At 68.2% G+C, this 19,608-nt stretch carries 18 protein-coding genes; 7 read left to right on the forward strand and 11 right to left on the reverse strand.

The annotated features are described in order from the left end of the window. Nucleotides 1-23: 23 nt before the first annotated feature. The 3 genes from ACFWZ1_RS12085 to ACFWZ1_RS12095 form a co-directional block, all read right to left on the reverse strand. A complete protein-coding gene (locus ACFWZ1_RS12085) occupies nucleotides 24-749 on the reverse strand; it encodes a glutathione S-transferase family protein (protein WP_439666581.1) in 726 nt (241 codons plus the stop codon). Between the two features lie 81 nt (nucleotides 750-830). After that, complete coding sequence (locus tag ACFWZ1_RS12090) at nucleotides 831-1,469, reverse strand: glutathione S-transferase family protein (protein ID WP_439666582.1); 639 nt, start codon at nucleotides 1,467-1,469, stop codon at nucleotides 831-833. A gap of 165 nt (nucleotides 1,470-1,634) precedes the next feature. Beyond that, nucleotides 1,635-2,183: a hypothetical protein gene (locus ACFWZ1_RS12095; protein WP_231320902.1), complete on the reverse strand. Its 549-nt coding sequence runs from the start codon at nucleotides 2,181-2,183 to the stop codon at nucleotides 1,635-1,637. A gap of 127 nt (nucleotides 2,184-2,310) precedes the next feature. Between ACFWZ1_RS12095 and ACFWZ1_RS12100 the strand changes: the two genes are divergently transcribed. From ACFWZ1_RS12100 to ACFWZ1_RS12110, 3 genes are all read left to right on the forward strand, one after another. Beyond that, nucleotides 2,311-2,973, forward strand: coding sequence for a glutathione S-transferase family protein (locus ACFWZ1_RS12100; RefSeq protein WP_439666583.1), 663 nt, complete (start codon nucleotides 2,311-2,313; stop codon nucleotides 2,971-2,973). A gap of 16 nt (nucleotides 2,974-2,989) precedes the next feature. Then, on the forward strand, nucleotides 2,990-3,700 hold the full coding sequence (locus tag ACFWZ1_RS12105; protein ID WP_439666584.1) for a DUF899 family protein: 711 nt from the start codon (nucleotides 2,990-2,992) through the stop codon (nucleotides 3,698-3,700). A 182-nt stretch (nucleotides 3,701-3,882) separates the two neighbouring features. Continuing rightward, nucleotides 3,883-4,068, forward strand: coding sequence for a hypothetical protein (locus ACFWZ1_RS12110; protein WP_231320907.1), 186 nt, complete (start codon nucleotides 3,883-3,885; stop codon nucleotides 4,066-4,068). On the opposite strand, the gene ACFWZ1_RS12115 is transcribed toward ACFWZ1_RS12110, so the two are convergent. After that, nucleotides 4,039-4,833 (reverse strand): hypothetical protein, encoded by a 795-nt coding sequence (locus ACFWZ1_RS12115; RefSeq protein ID WP_439666585.1) that lies wholly within the window; start codon nucleotides 4,831-4,833, stop codon nucleotides 4,039-4,041. The genes ACFWZ1_RS12110 and ACFWZ1_RS12115 overlap by 30 nt on opposite strands. A 140-nt stretch (nucleotides 4,834-4,973) precedes the next feature. Further along, complete coding sequence (locus ACFWZ1_RS12120) at nucleotides 4,974-5,969, reverse strand: alpha/beta fold hydrolase (protein ID WP_439666586.1); 996 nt, start codon at nucleotides 5,967-5,969, stop codon at nucleotides 4,974-4,976. A 263-nt stretch (nucleotides 5,970-6,232) separates the two neighbouring features. Here ACFWZ1_RS12120 and ligD point away from each other — a divergent pair, with 263 nt between their 5' ends. Then, nucleotides 6,233-8,791 (forward strand): DNA ligase D, encoded by a 2,559-nt coding sequence (ligD, locus tag ACFWZ1_RS12125; RefSeq protein ID WP_231320912.1) that lies wholly within the window; start codon nucleotides 6,233-6,235, stop codon nucleotides 8,789-8,791. Nucleotides 8,792-8,829: 38 nt separating this feature from the next. On the opposite strand, the gene ACFWZ1_RS12130 is transcribed toward ligD, so the two are convergent. Then, the gene (locus ACFWZ1_RS12130; protein WP_439666587.1) at nucleotides 8,830-9,513 is read right to left on the reverse strand and encodes a hypothetical protein; all 684 of its coding nucleotides are present in this window, start codon (nucleotides 9,511-9,513) and stop codon (nucleotides 8,830-8,832) included. 313 nt (nucleotides 9,514-9,826) lie between these two features. Between ACFWZ1_RS12130 and ACFWZ1_RS12135 the strand changes: the two genes are divergently transcribed. Beyond that, nucleotides 9,827-10,669 (forward strand): class I SAM-dependent methyltransferase, encoded by an 843-nt coding sequence (locus ACFWZ1_RS12135; RefSeq protein ID WP_231320914.1) that lies wholly within the window; start codon nucleotides 9,827-9,829, stop codon nucleotides 10,667-10,669. 51 nt (nucleotides 10,670-10,720) lie between these two features. Here ACFWZ1_RS12135 and ACFWZ1_RS12140 read toward each other — a convergent pair whose 3' ends face one another. From ACFWZ1_RS12140 to ACFWZ1_RS12155, 4 genes are all read right to left on the reverse strand, one after another. Next, nucleotides 10,721-12,499, reverse strand: coding sequence for a tetratricopeptide repeat-containing diguanylate cyclase (locus tag ACFWZ1_RS12140; RefSeq protein ID WP_231320915.1), 1,779 nt, complete (start codon nucleotides 12,497-12,499; stop codon nucleotides 10,721-10,723). Nucleotides 12,500-12,513: 14 nt separating this feature from the next. After that, complete coding sequence (locus tag ACFWZ1_RS12145) at nucleotides 12,514-12,786, reverse strand: hypothetical protein (RefSeq protein WP_231320916.1); 273 nt, start codon at nucleotides 12,784-12,786, stop codon at nucleotides 12,514-12,516. A gap of 97 nt (nucleotides 12,787-12,883) precedes the next feature. Continuing rightward, nucleotides 12,884-13,714 (reverse strand): SAM-dependent methyltransferase, encoded by an 831-nt coding sequence (locus ACFWZ1_RS12150; RefSeq protein WP_439666588.1) that lies wholly within the window; start codon nucleotides 13,712-13,714, stop codon nucleotides 12,884-12,886. 96 nt (nucleotides 13,715-13,810) lie between these two features. Next, a complete protein-coding gene (locus tag ACFWZ1_RS12155; protein WP_231320917.1) occupies nucleotides 13,811-14,620 on the reverse strand; it encodes a hypothetical protein in 810 nt (269 codons plus the stop codon). A gap of 229 nt (nucleotides 14,621-14,849) precedes the next feature. Here ACFWZ1_RS12155 and ACFWZ1_RS12160 point away from each other — a divergent pair, with 229 nt between their 5' ends. After that, complete coding sequence (locus tag ACFWZ1_RS12160; protein ID WP_231320918.1) at nucleotides 14,850-15,506, forward strand: helix-turn-helix transcriptional regulator; 657 nt, start codon at nucleotides 14,850-14,852, stop codon at nucleotides 15,504-15,506. Nucleotides 15,507-15,569: 63 nt separating this feature from the next. On the opposite strand, the gene ACFWZ1_RS12165 is transcribed toward ACFWZ1_RS12160, so the two are convergent. After that, nucleotides 15,570-17,432 carry a hypothetical protein gene (locus ACFWZ1_RS12165; protein ID WP_231320919.1) on the reverse strand — a complete coding sequence of 621 codons (1,863 nt, stop codon included), beginning with the start codon at nucleotides 17,430-17,432 and terminating at the stop codon, nucleotides 15,570-15,572. Nucleotides 17,433-17,950: 518 nt separating this feature from the next. Here ACFWZ1_RS12165 and ACFWZ1_RS12170 point away from each other — a divergent pair. After that, entirely contained in the window at nucleotides 17,951-19,579 is a 1,629-nt protein-coding gene (locus ACFWZ1_RS12170) for a S8 family peptidase (RefSeq protein ID WP_231320920.1), read from the forward strand. Nucleotides 19,580-19,608: the final 29 nt, after the last annotated feature.

A 19,608-nucleotide genomic window follows, 5' to 3' on the forward strand; every position in this document is an offset into this window, starting at 1 on the left:
GGGACCGACCCGCGCACGCATGCTCATTCCGCCCACGGATGCCCGGGGTAATGGCGCCGCATCATGCGGGCGACATAGGCGGCCAGGTTGGCGTGCGCCTCCGCGGCGCGCCTCAATGGGGTGTCCAAGAACGGCGTGAGCACGCAGGCCAGCATGCCGAAGGCGGTGGCATCGACGCCGCTGGGTGCATCGCCCATCAGCCAGGGCTTGTCGTCCAGGAGGGTGGCGAGTGCGTCAATCGAGCGCGTGCCCAGCTCGGCGATGCCCTCGGGTGCGTGCCGACCCAAACCCTGCGCGTGCAGCTCAGCCTGCTTGCGCGCCTGCAGGTCGCGCCGCAGTTGCTCGCGCTGGCCCTCCGGTGCGGTATCGGCGAAGTGGGCCGGCCCCTTGGCGAAGTTCGCCGGTTCCAACCAGCGAAACCACACCATGGCGAAATACAGGTGGTCTTCGAGCATGCGTTCGATGGCCCAGGCCTGCGCGCGCTGCGATGGGTCCAGGCCCGCGTCGAGGTCGATGCCGTAGGTGCGCTCGATGTGCGCGCGAATGAAGGTCGAGTCGGTCACCACCACGCCGCGATCGTCGATGTAGGGCAGCTTGCCCCTTGGCGCCTGCGGCGGAATCGCGGAAGCCCGCTCGTAGGCCACCCCAGCCATCTGCAGCTGGACCTCGGTCTTGAGCACGAACGGGCTGGTATCGGGCAGGCCGAAGCCGGCGCGGGTGGCGTAGAGGGTCAGGCGTGAGGCGGACACGGGCGACTCCGGGGAAGGTGCCCCGCAGCATGGGATGAGCCTGCTGACAGCATCATGTCAGCAGGCAAAGCCCGAGCGCCTTCAGCCGGAGGTCGCCACGTCGAAGGCGTAGGCCGTGCGCTGCGCGGCTGGCCGCTCGCGCCAGGCCGCGGCGAAGGCGGACAGGTGGCCATACGGAGCGAGCGGCACTGTGTCGCGGAAGGCCAGGTGTTCGAGCAGGCAGAACAGGGATGTTTCGAGGAGGCTCAGATCGCGCGGCGGGAGCGCTTGCAGCACCGATTCCAGGTTTGCATCCAGCCACGCCAGCGCGTCGCGGAAACCGTCGGTGGCCTTGGCGAAATATACGCTTTCCGCCGGCAGTCGCGCCACCTGCATGCCGAACACCAGCTGCACCTGCGCGCCCATGCCGTGCCAGACCAGCTCCTGGGCGTTGCGCGCACGCAGGTCGGGCAGGTGTTCGGTCCAGAGGATGCGTCGCGGCTCGCCCGCTCGCTCCGCGAGCGTGCGGCAGATGTTCTCGGTGCCGAACACCGGCCCTTCCCGCAGCACCAGGACCGGCAGCTTCAGCGCCGGGTTGCCGGCGTAATCGGCCGGGTCGCGCGAAGCCAAGTCGTACACGGGAGCAAACGCATAGGCGATGTCCAGCTCCTCGGCGAACATCCGCGCGAGCCGGGTGAAGTGTGAACTGCTGCGGCCGACGAGGCGGGGCTGGTCCAGCATGGCGGGCGTCCATGGGGCGGGTCGCGCCAATGTAGGACAACGCCCGTCTTCGCTGCATCCAGACGGGCTATCACCCCGGCGGAACGGCGGCACCGCCAGGTACGGACGTGGTCAACGGCAGGGTTTCACCGTCGACTCCGATCCCCCGGGAAGGGGTTGCCGGGCTCAGCGATGACCCGGCGGATGCGACGGCGGTCGGCTGGCGGGCTTGCTTGCGCTGTTCTGGACCGGCGGGTCGTAACGCTGCGACGGGGTCGGCCAGTAGTAGCCGGGCGGCTGCCGGAAGAAGCGCTGCCGCGTCGAATCGGCGCCCTGGCTCCTCAGTGCCAACCGGTGGCCATCCACATGCACCCAATACCAGGAGCCCGGCGGCACGGGCGAAGTGGAGACGTACACGAACTTCGCGTCGAAGTTGCCGTCGGGCCGCGCCATCGTCTGCAGGCCGAGGTTGATCACGAACTGGCTCGCCACCGGACGCCCGTGGTCGTTCGCCGGCTTGGTGATCATCTCGTCCAGTGTCTGGCGCAGCAGGCGGTCATAGCGCGGCGCCAGTTCGACCGAGGGCGATACCTGGGTGACCTTGCCGTGGCTGTCCACCTGCACGAGCACGGGCAGGACCTTGGGCGTGAACTGGTTGATCGACATCGAGGTCGCCAACGCGCCTTGCCCGGCGGCCAGCGTGCCCAACAGAAGGAACGCGCAGAACGGTTTCATGAGGACCTCCGGGGGATCGTTGCCCTCCACAGGTGATGGTAGTCCTGCGACGTCCGGCCTGCCAGCGGGGGCATTGTCGATTCCGCTCCCGGTGGTTCGTCGTGGATGCAGACCACTGGAGCGCACCATGCCGCCGAACCTTCCCCGCCTTTACGCCCACCCGTTTTCCTCCTATTCGCAGAAGGCGCTCGTCGCCCTCTACGAAAACGGCACCGCCTTCGAGTACCGCTCACTGGAAGAACCGGAAGCCCGCCAGGAACTGGCCGCGCTGTGGCCGATGCGGCGCTTTCCGGTCCTGGTCGACCAGGACCGCACGATCCTGGAGGCGAGCTGCATCGTCGAATACCTGGATCTCCACCATCCCGGCCCGGTGCGGCTGATCCCCGCCGATCCCGCGACGGCGCTGGAGGTGCGCATGCTCGATCGCGTGTTCGACAACTACGTGTCGACGCCGCAGCAGAAGGTGGTGCTCGACAGCCTGCGTCCGGCGGACAGCCGCGACGATTACGGCGTGGCGGAGGCCAGGACCGCGCTGGAGACCGCCTACGCCTGGCTGGACCGGCACCTGGCCGGACGCGAATGGGCCGCCGGCGAAGACTTCAGCCTGGCCGACTGCGCCGCCGCGCCCTTCCTGTTCTACGCCGACTGGACCCATCCGATCGACCCGTCACTGACCACCCTGCATGCGTATCGCGCCCGCCTGCTGGCGCGGCCCTCGTTCGCACGCGCGGTCGACGAAGCCAGACCCTATCGCGGCTATTTCCCGCTCGGCGCGCCCGATCGCGACTGACCCCATGGAGACCCCCATGACAAAAGACCTCGTGCCCGCCGCCGAATTGGCCGCCCGCAACCACCTGCGCTTTCCCAACGAAAGCGCCGCCTACCGCCAGGCCCGCCAGGCATTGCTGGCGGAAGAAATCGAACTTCGCCGGCAGATCGAGCGCGTGGCGGAACTCCGTCGCGCACTGCCTCCGGGCGGCGCGGTCACTGGCAACTACCGTTTCGAGGGCGAGATCGCGCCGACCGGTTTCGCCGGCCTGTTCGGGGACAAGCAGACTCTCGTGGTCTACAGCTACATGTTCGGCCCGCAGCGCGAGCGTCCCTGCCCCATGTGCACCTCGCTGCTCAGTGCATGGGACGGCGAAGCGCGCGACATGGAACAGCGCATCGCGCTGGCGGTGGTGGCGCGTTCGCCGATCGAGCGGCTCGCGGCCTTCAAGCGCGAACGCGGCTGGCGCCACCTCAAGCTCTATTCGGACGTCGACGGCGCCTACAGCCGCGACTACTTCGGCATGACCGCCGACGGCGGCGACGGCGACCAGGCGGCCATCAACGTGTTCACCCGGCGAGACGGCATCATCCGCCACTTCTGGAGCGGCGAGATGGGCTTCGAATCGGCCGACCCCGGCCAGGATCCCCGCGGCGCGCCCGACCTGATGCCGCTGTGGACCGTGTTCGACTGCACGCCCGAGGGACGCGGCACCGATTGGTATCCCAGCCTCGCGTACAGCGACTGACTCAGCCAGTCGCCGGCCTGGCGCGATTTCCCTCGTCCTGGGCCAGCGGTGTGGATGGATTACTTGTTTCTAACGCGCACAGGCGCATCGTCCAGAACGATGCCTTCACGGGCCGCCTGCCGGATGGGTGCCCGCCTTCCGCATGCGTGCGGCCTTTCCGTTACCGCTGCAAGGAGCGCCCTATGCCGCACAAGCAACGCCCCGTTTCCGTCGCCGACCTGCATGACATCTACGGCGGCGAACGCCCCGCTCCGAAGAGCGAGGGCTCGGCGACTTACCGCAAGGCATCCTTTTCGGTCCGCGAGGCCGGCCATCCGGGCGCGCCGCCGCCGCGGCAGCTACCGGACGGCAAGAAACGGATCCGCTGACGCAGCGGGCCCGTCGCCGAACAGCCGCGAGGCATGCCGGTAGAGATCGAGGTCCAAGGCATTTTCTTCCTGCAGCCGGGCATAAAGCCCGCTGCCGAGTTCCGCCTCGATGTCGCGCAAACGCTCCTCCAGCGTAGCCTTCCGGCCCTCGCTGCTGTTGGCCGCCGTATGGCGGGTCGACAAGTCACCAACGTAGGGTGAAAGACAGGCGCGCATCTTCTCCAGCGATCGCTCGAAGCGCTCCACCAGCCCGAAGAACGGCAGCGCAGCCAGGCGGTCGCGGGCGAGCTCCAGGTCGGACGGGATGGCTTGCGCCGTGCGCATGTCGCGCTCGCGTGCGCTCAGGTGGGTGGTCTGGAAGTTGCGGATCACCGCGCCGTTGCCCGGCGTGAGCCGCCACCGGACATACGAGGCGAAGTCCTGCTCCCTGGCGATGCGCGCGCCCAGGCTCGGGCTCTGCGGTGGCTGGCGCCGCTCGAATTCGAAGACCGAGCCCACGCGGTCGATCGGATGCCGGAGGAAGACGATCGGATGGAACACGACCCCGCCGGCTTCCGGCAAGGGAAGCCGGGCCTGGTGGCTGGAAATCGCCCGCACGCCCGGGTTGGCCAGCGCATACGCGGCAAGGTCCTCAGGCGCCAGTGTTTCCCACGGATGGGCGCCCTCGATGGCGCCGCATGCTTCGCCGAAGTGCTGTTTCAGTACCGCGTCCAGCGTGGTACCTGCGTTCTTGAAGAGGTGGTAATGGACGACGATGTGCCGCATGGTTCTATCGGTTTGCGCCCACCATCCGCTTCGGCTTCGACTTCGCTGTGAAACACACCGGCGATGGCTGACAAGGCAAGGCCCGCGAGTCTGTGGCTTCGCTCCGGCTGAAGCAAATCCGGCCCGTTCCACCACGCCAGTCAGTGGTGCTGCATGAAACCTTCCATGGCCTCGAGGAACGCCGCTGGCTGTTCCTGGTAGGGAAAGTGCGCACTGTCGGGGAGGACCACCAGCGTTGCCTGCGCCAGACGTCCGGCCAGCGCGCGCTGCGGGGCTACCCCGACCGCCTGGTCGTGCGCGCCGACCAGCACCAGCGTAGGCATGCGCAATCGCTCCGGATGGCGCACCGAGTAGCAGATGAAATTCGATTCGGGCGCCATCAGCGCCGCGCCGATTTCGCCGGTGTTGTGCAGGCCGCTCTGTGCATCCAGCCGCTCCTGTTCCAGCTTGGCGGCCGCCACGTGGAACTGCTGGCGATCATGGAACACGTGTCCGTCCGGCAGCGTCGCGGTCCCGGCGCCGACGAAAGCCATGCGGGCGCGGGCCAGCGCGCAGACATCGCCCGGCGGGACGGCACGCAGCGCCTTGCCGGCGTCGGAACGCTCGGCCGCTGCGTAGGCCTCCGGGAACTGCGTGGCCAGCGTCTGCACCCAGCTTTCCATCGCGCCCGGCAGGTCCACCGCGGCATCGATCAGTATCAGGCGCGCCACGTGCCCGGGATACGTCTGCGCGTACTCCACCGCCAGCGTGCCGCCGAAGCTGTGCCCCGCCACCACCATCCGTTCGACGCCCAGCTGCCGCCGCAGGCCCTCGATGTCCTCGACCAGCGTCGCCAGCGCATAGTCGCCCCGCCAGGGCCGCTCGCTCTCCCCGCTTCCGCGCTCGTCCAGGTAGACCATCGGGTAACGCGCATCGAGCGCCTTGCCGGCCGTCATGCGGAAGCTGTAGGAGTTGTAGCCCGGCCCGCCGTGCAGGAACACCACCGGCACGTCCGTCTGCCGGATCGGGCGCGAGGTCCAGTAGGCCAGCCGGACGCCGTTGATCACCGCGTCGTGGCGGATCTCCGAGGCCCACGCGCGCGATGGCGGAACAAGCAGGCCGGCAAGGAGCGCGGCGGCGACAAGCAACAGACGCATGACGGGTCCAGTCGAAGGGGGATTGCGCAATCTTGCGTCCCGTCGCCGCCACCGGATAAGTGCCGTTGGTCTACTGACACGGCCTGCCCTTCGTAGCAGCCCACTTGCGGGCGATGCTTTCTGGCGTGTCCTGGGGGACACGTGCGTCGCCACTGCGGGCGCCACAGCAAAAGCGGCGGAGGCGTGGTGTCGGTGCTGCGCTCCACCCGGGATTCACGACCCCGGTGCCACAACGATCCGGACCACTGTCGCGGAGCCATCGGTTGAGTCTCAGGGAATACGATCGCAAGCGTCGCTTCGACACCACGCCGGAGCCCCGGCCGGAGGGTTCGGCGGCGCAGGGCGGGCGGCCGATCTTCGTCGTGCAGCTGCATCACGCCAGTCGGCGGCACTACGACTTCCGGCTGCAGGTCGGCGACACGCTCAAATCCTGGGCCTGCCCCAAGGGACCCAGCTATGACCCGAACGTGAAGCGCCTGGCCGTGGAGGTGGAAGACCACCCGATCTCCTACGCCAAGTTCCAGGGTGACATTCCCGCGGGCGCGTACGGCGGGGGCCACGTCGACACCTTCGACAGCGGCGTGTGGTCGACGCAGTACGACCCGGAGGCGCAACTGGAAAAAGGCCACCTGCGCTTCGAACTGTTCGGCACGCGACTCAAGGGCAGCTGGCACCTGGTGCGCAGCGGCAAGCCGGCGAAGCAGCCGCAATGGTTCCTGATGCACGACAAGGACGCCTACGCCAGCGACGTGGAAGCCGACGACCTGCTGGACGCGCGGATGATCGCCAGTACCAAGGCCGCCGCCGGCCGTTCCGGCGGCGCGAAGGAGGTGGCCGCGACGCTGGACACGCGCAAGCGCAAGCAGGTCCCGGTCGCCGGTCACCCGGCCAGCAAGGCGGGCAAGCTGGCCGCTGCCGCGGAGGGCGCGAAGAAGGCCAAGGCCAGCACTGACTTCTTCAAACCCGAGCTGGCGACCTTGCGCGAGAACCCACCGGTCGGCGAGCAGTGGCTGCACGAGGTGAAGTGGGACGGTTACCGCATCCTTGCCACGATGGCCAAGGGCCGGGTGGAGTTGTGGTCGCGCAATGGGCTGTCCTGGACGGACAGGATCCCCGACATCCGCCAGGCGATCGAATCACTGGGCGTGGACTCGGCCCGCTTCGACGGCGAACTGATCGCCCTGAACGCGGAAGGCCAGGCCGACTTCAACGCGCTGCAGAAGACGCTCTCCGGCGAGGCCAGCGCGCCGCTCGCCTACATGCTGTTCGACGTGCCGTACCTGGAAGGCTACGACCTCTCCCGAACCCCGCTGCACGCGCGCAAGGCGATCCTCGAAGCATTGCTCGAGGATCCGCCGACGCACCTTTCCTACAGCAGCCACGTGGTGGGCAACGGCGACCAGGTGTTCGCCATGGCCAGCGAGCAGAAGCTCGAGGGCATCCTCAGCAAGCGCGTGGAGTCGCACTACCGCGCCGGCCGCGGCGACGACTGGCTGAAGATCAAGCGCGTGGAGTCGGACGAATTCGCGGTGGTCGGCTACACCGCGCCCAAGGGCGGGCGCCAGGGCTTCGGCGCACTGCTGCTGGCGAAGCCGGCAGCCGAGGGCGGTTGGCACTTCATGGGCCAGGTGGGCAGCGGCTTCAGCCACAAGCAGTTGCTGGACCTCAGCCGCACGCTGGCCACCGGCGGTGGCAGCAAGCCGATCGTGCGCAATCCCCAAGACGCCCCGCGCGGGGTGAAGTGGATCGAGCCCACCGCGGTGGCGGAAGTGAACTTCCGCGGCATCGGCAACCAGGGCCTGCTGCGCCAGCCGAGCCTGAAGACGATGCGCGCAGACAAGACGCCTGCCGACTTGCACGACAGCGACCGCGCGGCACCCGTGGCCGAACCGCCCGCGACCAGGCGCAAATCATCGACGCGCGCAACGCAGGCAGCCGAGCCGGCCGGCATCACCATCACCCACCCCGAGCGTGTGGTCTACCCGGCCGACGGCTACACCAAGCAGGACGTGGCCGACTACTACCGCACGGTGATGGAGTGGTTCCTGCCCGGCGTGATCGACCGGCCCACCTCGATCATCCGCTTCCCGGACGGCATCGAAAAACCTTCGTTCTTCCAGAAGCACATTCCTTCGGGCGGCCTGAAATACGTGGGCAGCGTGAAGTTGAAGGAGGAAACCGGCGCCGCCGCCGTCTACCTGTATCCGCAATCCGCCGATTCGGTGATGGAACTGGTGCAGTACGGCACGCTGGAGTTCCATCCCTGGGGTGCCAAGGTACAGTCGCCGGACCTGGCCGACCGCGTGGTGTTCGACCTGGACCCCGGCCCGGACGTGGCCTGGGAGCGCGTGGTCGCCGCCGCGCGGCTGGTGCGCAAGCTGCTCGCCGACCTGGAGCTCGAATCGTTCCTGCGCACCACCGGCGGCAAGGGCTTGCACGTGGTGGTGCCGCTCGATCCGCCGTCGGACTGGGGCACGGTCAAGCAGTTCGCGCAGGGTTTCGCCGGCGCGCTGGCGGGCATCCATCCGCTGGAGTTCGTCGCGGTCAGTACCAAGTCGATACGCAACCAGAAGATCTTCGTGGACTACCTGCGCAATGGCCGCGGCGCGACCGCGGTGGCCTCCTACTCGCTGCGCGGGCGCCCGGGCGCGCCGGTGGCGGTGCCGCTGCGCTGGGAGGAACTGGGCAAGATCAAGAGCGGCGCGCAATTCGACATCCGCACCCTGCCCGCCCGGCTCAAGCGCCTGCGCAAGGACCCGTGGGCCGGCATCGACCAGGTCAGGCAGAGCCTGGGCAACGTGTTCGAGAAGCTCGGCGGCTGACGGACCTGGCGCCCGCTCGTTCTTCGCTTGGGGCGGCGTCACGCGCGCGTGGGGCGTGCGAGCCAACGCATCCCCAGTAACACGCCCAGCGCGCTGGCCAGGGTCACCATGTGCACCAGCCACGGTGCGCCGGCGACCGGCCCGGCCAGGATCCCGGCGTCCAGCAACCGGTTGAGCAGCGGCAGCAACGGACCGGTGATGGCGATTCCCGCCACCAGCGCCGGCAGGAAGATCCCGGGCCGCCGTTGCGTACAAGCGAGGGCCCGCCAAGCCACGGCCAGCACGATCACGCAAAACCCGGCCACGACCGCAGCCGCCGCCATGTGCACCCAGACGGCATCGGCCTGCGTGCCGGCCCAGGTGCGCGCCACCAGCATCTCGTCGCCATGTCCGCTCAGCGCGGTCACCAGGCGCGCCAGGGGATTGGCAGCGAATACCAGCGCCAGCCCCGGCCAGGCGCGCCCGCGCCGCAGGGCGAGCAGCGCACCGATCGCCATCAGCAGGTAGGAGAACACCGGCCCGGCCGCGGTGGGCAGCCAGCTGTCGCAGCTGTCGATCGACCAGCGGTTGAAATCGCGCTCGGCCCAGCGCCCACAGACCAGTCGCCCGGTCAGCGTATGCGCAAATTCGTGCGCTTCGTGCACCAGCATGACCAGCGGTACCAGCGCGACCAGCCAGCGCCAGGGAAAATGGGTGTCTTCGTTCGTGCGCTGGGTCCGCATGGTCGGCTCCGGGTTGGATTGTCTTGGATGCAGACCGTGGTCGATGCGTTGCAACCGGCCGAGCCCGAGGGGTGCACTTGGGCGCGACCGGAGGTCGAGGCGAGGCGTGGCGTCCGGCGATGCCTGACAGGCCGTCGCGCACAAGTGCGCGCCTGCAAGGTGGCGGTCTCGAGGGAATCCGGGCGTGTCCGCCAAGGGGTGGCGCCCGGGCACAAATGCGTTGCTGCAGGGACGCGGCGGGAATGGCCGCCTTGGCGCCGATTCGCTATGGTCGCGCTCCACGCCGCGGCATCGCCGCGCCAGGAAGCTTCTCGTGTCGCATTACACCGGTCCCCTGCTTACCCGTTCGGTTACCGACGCGCTGATCGCTGCGCGCGATGCCGGCGCTGGCACCTGGAGCGGATCGCTGGACCTGGGCCGCTCGTGCACGGTCGTGCCGTTGCAACCGGACGCCTGGCAGTGGCAGGGCTCGCACTATCCGTATCCGGCGAAGCTCAAGGACCGCACGATCTATTACTGGGACGGCGAGGCGTTCGCGCCCGTGTCGCGCTTCTCCGGTTCGCTGATCAAGCTGGTGCCGACCGAATGGGGCGCGCCGACATTCGAGATCGACGGCATCAAGATGCTGCCCACCGCGAAGGACTCGCCGGTCGAGGACGCGCGCCGCAAGGTGGCGCTCGTGGAACCCCATGGCAAGGTGGTGCTCGACACCTGCGGCGGGCTGGGCTACTTCGCCGCCTGTTGCCTGGACGCGGGCGTGGCGCGCATCCAGTCGTTCGAAAAGAACCCGGACGTGCTCTGGCTGCGCACGATCAACCCGTGGTCACCGGATCCCGACGCGCCCGCCAGCGGCGGCCGGCTGCATCTCGCGCACGCCGACGTGTCCGTCGCGATTGCGCAGACCGCCGACGCCTCGGTGGACGCGCTGCTGCACGACCCGCCCCGCTTCGGCATCGCCGGCGAGCTCTATTCGCGGGCGTTCTACGACCAGTTGGCGCGCGTCCTCCGCCGCGGCGGCCGGCTGTTCCACTACACCGGCAGCCCGAACAAGCTCACCAGCGGCCGCGACGTGCCGCGCGAGGTGGCCGCGCGGCTGGAGAAGGCCGGATTCAAGGCTCGGTTGGCGCTGGATGGCGTACTGGCGACGCGTCGCTAGGCTTCACGCCGAGGTGGCACCGGTGGGTGCCCGGCCGGGACGAAACGAAGATCAGGCGTGGGTCAGCGCGCTGGCCACCTCGACGTCGCCCATCACGCAGTTGCGCCCCGCGCGCTTGGCGCGGTAGAGCGCAGCGTCGGCCTCCCTGCAAAGCCGCTGCACGCCGTAGCCGGAGGTGGCGGTCGAGGCCAGCCCGACGCTCGCCGACACGGTGATGTCGCAGCCTTCGTTGGCCATCGGCTCCTCGACGATCGCCGCGCGGATACGGTTGGCGATGTCCATGCCCTGCTCGCGCGAACACTCGTAAAGCAGGATGCCGAACTCCTCGCCGCCCAGCCGGCCGAACAGGTCGGTGGGGCGCAACTGCCGCTGGCAGGCGGCGACCGTGCGCTTGAGCACCGTGTCGCCCATGGCATGGCCATGGGTGTCGTTGATGAGCTTGAAGTGGTCCAGGTCCAGCACGATCAGGCAGGCATGGCCCACGCTCTTGTCCAGGTGGTGCAGCGCCCGCTCCGCCTTGCTGATGAAGTGCTGGTGATTGAGGATGCCGGTCAGACCGTCCAGTCGCGAAAGCTTCTTGAAGCGCAACTGGGAACGCTTCAGGCGCAGCATCCACAAGCCGATGGAACCGATGACCAGCAGCAGCAGGACGTTGTAGAGCCGAACGGTTTCGGCCGCCTTGGTGGCCAGTGCCTGCTGCAGGCGCAGGATTTTGTTCTGCTTGCTCAGGCTTTCGGTTTTCAACTTCTGGGCAAGCATGTGCTGCTTGGCCGATTCGTACGCCAGCGTCCTGGCGCGGACTTCGTCGAGATATCCCTTGTCCTGGGCGACATACCGTTCGTAGTACGCGAGCGCGGCCGTCGAATTGCCCCCGCGCTTTTCGATCCGGTAGAGCACTTCGTAAGCATCGTCCAACCAATCGTTGAAGCTTCCCTGCGGGACCTTCGCCACGACGGCCAGTGCGGCTTTCCTGGCCTCGCCATCGCGGCCCAGCTTGGCATAGGCCTGCGCCCGTTCCGCCTGCGAGGACAGCAGGTGCGGGTAGTAGTCATTGGCCTGGATGCTGGGCTCACGCCGATCGATCAGCGCCAGAGCCTTGGCCGGCTGATTCTCTTCCAAATAAAGGCTCGCCAGGAGGAGCCATATGGAATTGGACATCACCGGCTCATGCGCGGCTTCGCAGATCTCGATGGCGCGCTGTATTTCCGGGCTGGCCGAAGTCAGCCGCTTGCCGTTGTAAAGGGCCGCGACCTCTCGGGAGTAAGGCCGGCACAGGCTCTCGCCTGGCGGCACGGCCTCCTCCGCCATCTTTGCGTACTGGACCGCCAGGTCGATTTCGCCGGCGAAGTTGAGCGTCTGCGAGAGATCCGACGCCAGGTAGTAGCGGGCCTGTGGATCCTTGATCCGGGGAAAGCTGGCCGCAAGCTTGTTGGCCAGGGTGAAGGCATCCTCGTAGCGACGGTTGAGCGTCAGGTTGTTCACGAGCAAGCCCGACGCCTTGGCGGCCAGGAGCTCGTTGCCGGAGTGATCGATTACATCGCGCAGCGCCGATTCCGATTTGGCGTACTCGCCCTCGAACATCGTTTCCCAGGCGTCGAGATACCGCAGCTGCCATTGCTCGGACGGGGTCAGGCGGGGCCGTTCACGATGGATCCGGGCCAACATCTCGACGAACCTGGCATGGTCCTTGGTCCGCAGGCTCTCAGCCCGGTCGAGGAACCGACCCGGCTCCGTGATCGACTCCACCGCCGGAGCAGCCTGCGCAAGCAGGCACCAGCTCAGTCCCAGCCATGCGGACCAGGCGACGGTGCGGCTTGGCAGCCGTGCCACGGCAAAAGCCCTGGTTACGACTGGGCGGGAGCAGGACCGCCGAGTGGTTCCTCATCGAGAGGCTCTTCTTCCTCTTCGCGGGCAGGCATCTGGACGGACTGGGGCGACAGATTGGACGCTTGCCCGAATTCCGCCGACAACATCGAACGGTCGCTGGAGGCCGCCGCCGCCACCAGCGCCGGAGAAGCCTGCCCCTGCTCCAGGAGCCGCGCCATCTCGTCAGCGGATGCGTGGCGCAAAGAGGCGTTGCCGCCAATCGTTTCCAGCAGATCGATCGTGTCCTTCATGTTCTTGCCCCTGTTTGATCAATGGTGACGGAAGCCCGCGAGCTTACGGTCGATGCAACGCGCGTGAGCCCCAGTCGGCGCAAAGCCCTAGCTAGGATTATCCGACTCTCGCCGCCCTGTCCAACGCGTCCAGTTCGGCCAATCGCGCCTGCATTTCGTGGTTTTCCCTGAGTGCATATGCCGGCGGCAGCACGACGGTCTCCTCGGCGGTCAATGCGGTCTGCGGCAGTTCCTGCAGGGCGACACGCCGGACCCTCGGCGCCTCGATGGGCAGGGTGGCGGCGCGGTAGATGATCACCTCATGGTCGGCCGGGTAGTCCCGCTGCAGCAATTCCACCAGCAACTGGCGGTATGCCGGACCGGTCGCAAAGCGCCCGAGCGAGCGGTCGCCGACCAGCGCGACCTGCCAGAGCACGAGGTAGCCGGTGACATCGATCCGCCGTTCGAAGAACAGCAACTGGCTGGCCTCGAAATGCTGGCAGCCGAACCGGCCCGGATCGATGCCGAGGTCGGCATAGAGGCAATCCTCCGCCGAAATGCCCGGTTCCATGTGCGCCTGGAAACCTTCCGCCCGCGCCGTGGCGATGGCCTTGTGCGGCGACCAGGCAAAGATGCCCGGGTGCCCGTAGAACACCCCGCATACGCGCTTGCCGCCACGCACTTCGACCATCATCAGTTCGACCCACTCGCGGTAGGTCTTCAGGCGCGACTTGCCTTCGCGGTAATACGGCTGGAGGCTGCGGACGTCGCGGTGCATGCGCTCGAGCCATTTCTCGACGATGCCATCGGATAGCCCCGCGAACACCACGTCGGCCTGCTCGATATGGCTGCGCGCCAGCGGCGTCAGGTGCGACCCAAGGGTCATGCCCATGCCGACGCATGCCAGGCTGCCGCGTGTCTTGTGCGCTACCGCAGAGAACGTATCCATCGCGTGATGGTAAAGCAAACCCGACGCGGCAGCGGGCGGACTTCAATCACGCGCACGCCCCCGGCCATGGACCGGGGGCGTGCGGGGGCAAGGCGGTCAGTCCAGCGGGACCTTGTAATTGCCGTGGTTGTCGATCGGGCAGGAGCATTCGTTACCCACTTGCTTGGGAGCGAAGTGGTAGCCCGGGATGCGGCTGGTGAGATAGGCGGCCGTAGCCTTGTAGGCATTCAGCCCGTACGGCGGCTTGGCCGAGCCGAAGGTGTTGCCGCCGGGCGTGGTGAGCACCTGCCACAGCGTCGGCTGGGCGGCCGAGGGCGTGATGTAGAAGCTCGGCACGACGGTGTCGTTGAAGGCGGCGTACTTGTCCACGCCGACCAGGTTCCAGGCATCCTGCGAGGCGTTCTTCCAGAAGCCCGGCGAGCACCACGCGCCCGGAGTCTTCATCGGCTGGCAACCGTGGCTGACGACCAGCTGCACGTTGCCGTGGGCGACCTCACCCTCGTACGTGGCCGTCACCGGCAAGCCGACCAGTTTGCTGTAGCGGTAGTACTTGCTCGCGTACTTGAAGGTGCCGCCGACCTGGATCATCTGCACGGTGCGGTCCGGCAGGGTCAGCGTGGCCGACGTCGCGCCATTGGCGGTGAGCACCCAGACCAGGTAGCCCTGTCCGGTCTGGTAGGGCTGGCCCGTTCCATTCCAGTTGGCGAACAGGCCGGTACCGCCATCGTCGGCATCGTCCTGCCCCGTGAGGCCGCAGCGCTCGTCCTGGAGATTGTGCGTGTTGCCGTCGAAGCTGTAGCCCTGGCCGGTATAGGTAACGACCGTGGCGGCCCACGCCGGTGCGGCCCCGACCAGGGTCAGCAGCAGGGCGAGCAGTGGCATGCCAAGCAAGCTAGTGATTTTCATGAGCCTGGACTTCATGAGCATGTACTCCCGGGGACCGCCGCAGCGGGGGACCGCAGCATGCGGTGCGCGCCACGCCGGTTGAATACTCCGGACGGAGTACGCCGGCGTCCCGTCCGGCCGAACGCCGGCAAGCGGAGCCAGCAGCATGGCCCGGCCGTTACACATCGCACTCACGCCACCGAACCAATCCTTGCGCGGTGACAAAAACGCGGGACCATGGGAGGGCCGCGTGATCAGCATCGTGCTAGGTGGTCCGGACCCTGCCCTTCGGCGTGCGCTGACCGCCGGTTTCGAACACTTCGACGAGCTGCGGGTGCTCGGCGACAGCGGCGCGCCGGAGCACTTGTCCATGCTGGTCGCCACCCAACGACCCGCCGTGGTGGTGATCGAAGCGTGTTGGGCCCAGGCCAGTCCCGGATTGCTCGGCTACCTGCTGACCCGCCCCGCCGGGCCGCGCATCCTGGCCTACGCCGATACGCTGGCACGGCCGGAAGTTCTGGCTACCGTGAAGCTGGGCGTGCACGGCTGCCTGCCCCGCCACTCCCTCCTGCCGGCGTGGCGCCGCGCGATCCTGGCCATTCATGCAGGCGACGCCTGGATTCCCCGCGCGCTGATGGCCGCGGCACTGTCCGACTTCAGGCATCTGCTGCAATGGGCGCCGCCGCCCGCGGCGGGTATCGGATCGCTCACCGATCGCCAACGCGAAATCGTGCGCTGGGTGGCGCAAGGCATGAGCAACAAGGAAATCGGCCGGCACCTGGGGATCAGCCCGACCACGGTGAAGACGCATCTGCACAATATCTTCGAGCGCGCCGGGATCAATGGCCGACAGCAGCTGGCCGTGCGTGCGCTCAGGACCACCGGCACCGAGCAGGAAGTGAACTGAACCCGATGGCGTGGGCCGGCGATGGACGCGGTTTCCCGCGTTCATCGCCGGCCTGGTCCTATCTCAGAGCTGGAGCCGCGAGATGCGCGTCGACCAGTTGCTGAGCGCACCACGCGTGCCGCCGCACTGGAACAGCGGCGGGCTCAGGTACTCGGCCAGCGTGCACGAATGCGCGATGTACTCCGAGGCGGTCCAGATCGTGTTGCCCTCGGCCGCCGCCGCGCCGTAGTCACCCCAGCGGGGACGGTCGCCTCCCAGGTAGGGGATGCCGGTGAAGCCATCCCACGGCGCTGCACCCGCGGCCGCGATGTGCACTTCGCCAGCGCCATGCTTCGCGTCGAAGCTGGCATAACCTGCGCTGGGCCAGTCGTTCGGCCCGACCACGGTGAAGGCGATCACGCCGCGCCCGCTCTGCGTCACCGCCGAGGTGCCGTAGGTCAGGTTGGCATCCGGCAGCGCCAGCGTGCCGTTGGCGAACACGCCACCGGACTTCGGATCGATCACGAAATACGAGACGCCCGATCCATGGCTGCCGTCGCCCAGCAGCACGTCGGTGTCGAGCGTGCCCCACAGCTTGCCGTTGGCGAAGCTGACCTGCTGCATGCGCGAGTCGTTGACCGCGAGTGGCCGCGGCGTCGGATAGACGATGTTCGGGTAACCGAGGTACGTCGGCGCACAACCGGTGAGGGCGAAGCAGTCGCGCAGCGGTGCCACGCCAGGCTTCTGCTGCGCGAGGCTGGTGGGCACCGCGTAGGTCTGCACGCCGACCGCAGAGACATCCAGGGTCAGCGCGTTGGGCGCGCTGTCGATGGCGCTGGTGTTCGACACGGACCACAGCCAGATCGTGTCCGAGGTGCCTTCCTCGTAGAACACCGCATCGGAACTCAGCAGGTACTCGGTGCCGCCATGGGCGCCGGCGTACTGCCCGCCGGTGGAGATCGCCGGCCACACCGTGAACGCCGGAGCCGGAACGCTCGGATCGCCCGCGTTGAACAGCACCACGTTGGGCGAGGCATCACCGGCCACCAGGGCGCGCTTGGAGATCGCGTAGATCTGCGCGCCGTAGAAGCCCGGACCGAACAGCGAGAACTCGTTGGTGGTCAGGAAGATCGCGTTGGCATCGGCGCCGATGTGCGGATAGTCGCCCAGGCAGAAGCCGGCCGTGCACCCGTGGTCCGGCGTGCCGTCGCTGCCGTTGTTCTGCACCGGCAACCGGTACACGGTCCAGGCGCCGGTCGGATCGGCGCTCTGGCTGACCGCGATGTCCAGGTGGTTGGTGCCCGAGAGTGCCGAGGAGGTGCCGACGCGATCGAGCGTCAGCACGACGTGGAACCAGCGGCGGGTGTCGGCGTCGTAGTAGCACGAGGGGTCGGTGATGCTCGGCCCGTAGGCGCCGGTGGTGCGGTTGATCGCTGCCGGGTAGCCGTAGAACGTGTTCAGGTCGACCGGCCCGACCAGCTCGTTGCCGGCGCGGTCGTAGACCGCCAGCACATCGTTGACGCTCTCCACGACGAAGCCGTTGCCTGCGCACAGCCCCTGGTCCGGCGGTTCCACCGAAAACTGGTTGCCGCCGTTGGCGTAGCGCTGATCGTGGAAGTTCAGGCCTTCGAAGCCGCCCGCGAGCTGCGGGTTCGACTTGGTGCGCAAGGCGTGGCCCACGCTGTTGAGGCCACCGTGGTGACCGTGATGGATGGTGCGGTTGACCACCGGCTCACCGCCCAGGTCGTCCTCGCCATCGCCCGAATCGGCGTCGCCCGCCGCCATCGCCGGATCCTGTTCCAGGCTGGTGAGTGGTGCGCCGCCGATGGGCGTGGTGTGGGGGGTGGTGGTGGTCCCCTTCTGGAGCTTGAGCGTGACCGGGGTTGCCCCCATCGCGCAGGTGGCAAACGCCATCGCCGCGAGGGCGATGAGCAGTCGGGTTTTCATGGACGGTCTCCTGTCAATCCGTGAATCGGTTAGGTGACCGCGTCCCCCTGACAGGCGCCGCCGTCGAACAGGCCGACGAGCGTCTACGCAAGTACGCACACATGGGGTGTGCGTGCGCGGACGATACGCCCGGGTTCGGCCGCTTGCCACAGGATTTTTGGAAGAGTTCGCTCCCCTCCGGACCGCCCCGCAGGGTGGCTTCGGCCCACCGCCACGTCCCGGCAAATGGGCCTGGTGGGCTCCGCCCCGCCCTACGGGACGCAGCGGTCGGGGACGTTCGGGCCGGTGGTTGGCGCCCCGCGGGCCACCGTCCCCTTCGCGCCTGCCGCTTTCACGACAACCTTACAACCGTCTGCCTAGTGTCTATGCCCAGTTTGTCCGCGGGGAGGCCGCGGTCAGGGTTTCAGCCGGGGGCGGGGGCTCTCCGGCACCAGGGTTTCCGTGACAAGGCGGCGCCATCCGGCGCTGTCGTCGCTTGACGCGCCGCACGCGAGGCGCCACCACCGGAGGACCACCGCATGACACATCGTTACGCGATCAAGGCGCTGCTGGGCGCCTCCATCGCCCTTGCCCTGTCTCTGTCCGCCCACGCGGCCACGCCGCAGGGACCGTCCGGCACACGATTCGACATCAGCAGCCTCGCGCCCGGCGGGCACTACGACCGGTTCATCGTGACGTATCGCGACGGCAGCACGGAACGCAGCAACCATGCCGCGCTGTTGCAGAACGTCGGCGCGGCGATCAGCCGCGCGGGCCTGGACCGCGCCACCGCCGCCGGCGGCAGCGCAGGCGTGCAGGCGGCCTACCAACGCAAGCTCGCCACCGGCGCGGACCTGGTGCACACCTCGCGCAAGCTCGACAGCGGCGAAGCGGCCACCCTGATCCGCCAGATCGCGGCCGATCCCGCTGTCGCCTTCGTGGCGCCGGACGTGATGCTGCATCGCGTGCGCGACATCCAGGCGCCGGCCAGCCTCGCACCGGCCACCTTCACGCCCAGCGACACCTACTACCCGTTCTACCAGTGGGACCTGAAGGCGCCCGACGGCACCATCACCTACTTCGGCGACGCCAACCACGGTGGCACGCGCGTCAATGACGCGTGGGACCTGTCCGACGGCAAGGGCGTCATCATCGCCGTGCTGGATACGGGCATCACCCGCCACGTGGACGTCAACACCGGCCTGGCCGACCAGGGCTACGACTTCATCACCGACGCCTTCGTCTCCGGCCGCGCTACCGACGACCGCGTGCCGGGCGGCTGGGACCTGGGCGACTGGACCACCACCGAACCGTGGTTGTCGGCCTGCACCAACGAGAACAATCCGCCGGAGGCGAGCTCCTGGCACGGCACCCACGTGGCCAGCACGGCCGGCGCGGAAATCACCGACAACGCGCAGGGCATGGCCGGCATCGCTTTCCACGCCAGGGTGTTGCCGGTGCGCGTGCTCGGCCATTGCGGCGGCTACACCAGCGACATCGCCGACGCGATCGTGTGGGCGGCTGGCGGCAAGGTCGACGGCGTGCCGCGCAACCGTCATCCGGCGCAGGTGATCAACCTGAGCCTGGGCGGCGAAGGCCGCTGCAATCCCAGCGACGTGACCGCCAAGGCCGTGGCCAAGGCGAACTCGCTCGGCGCGGTGGTGGTGGTCTCGGCCGGCAACAGCGGCGACGACGCGGCCAAGTACACGCCTGCCGGCTGCCCCGGCGTGATCACCGTGGCAGCCACGGGCATCACCAGCCAGCGCGCCTTCTACTCCAACTGGGGCCATGCGGTGGAGATCGCCGCGCCCGGTGGCGGCGTCTACCAGGACGACGACCCGAACACCGGCGTGATCTCCTACGACGGCTTCATCTGGCAGGCGCTCAACAACGGCGACACCACGCCGGTGCCCGAGGGCACCACGTACGGCGGCTTCGCCGGCACCTCGCAGGCCGCCCCGCACGTCACCGGCACGGTCGCGCTGATGCAGAGCGCACGCAAGGAGCTGTGCCTGCCGCTGCTCAAGCCCAAACAGGTGCTCAAGCTGCTGCAGAAGACGGCCTACACGCCGATGATCCGGCCGGAGGGCAAGTACTCCATCGGCGCGGGCATCCTGGACTCCGCGGCCGCGGTGGAGGCTGCGGTCGACTTCGATCCGCACAAATAAGCCGCCGCGAGCTGCGTCCTTCATCGCAG

The sequence above is a fragment of the Frateuria sp. GZRe14 genome (genome assembly GCF_051900395.1).
GTDB lineage: Bacteria > Pseudomonadota > Gammaproteobacteria > Xanthomonadales > Rhodanobacteraceae > Frateuria_A > Frateuria_A edaphi.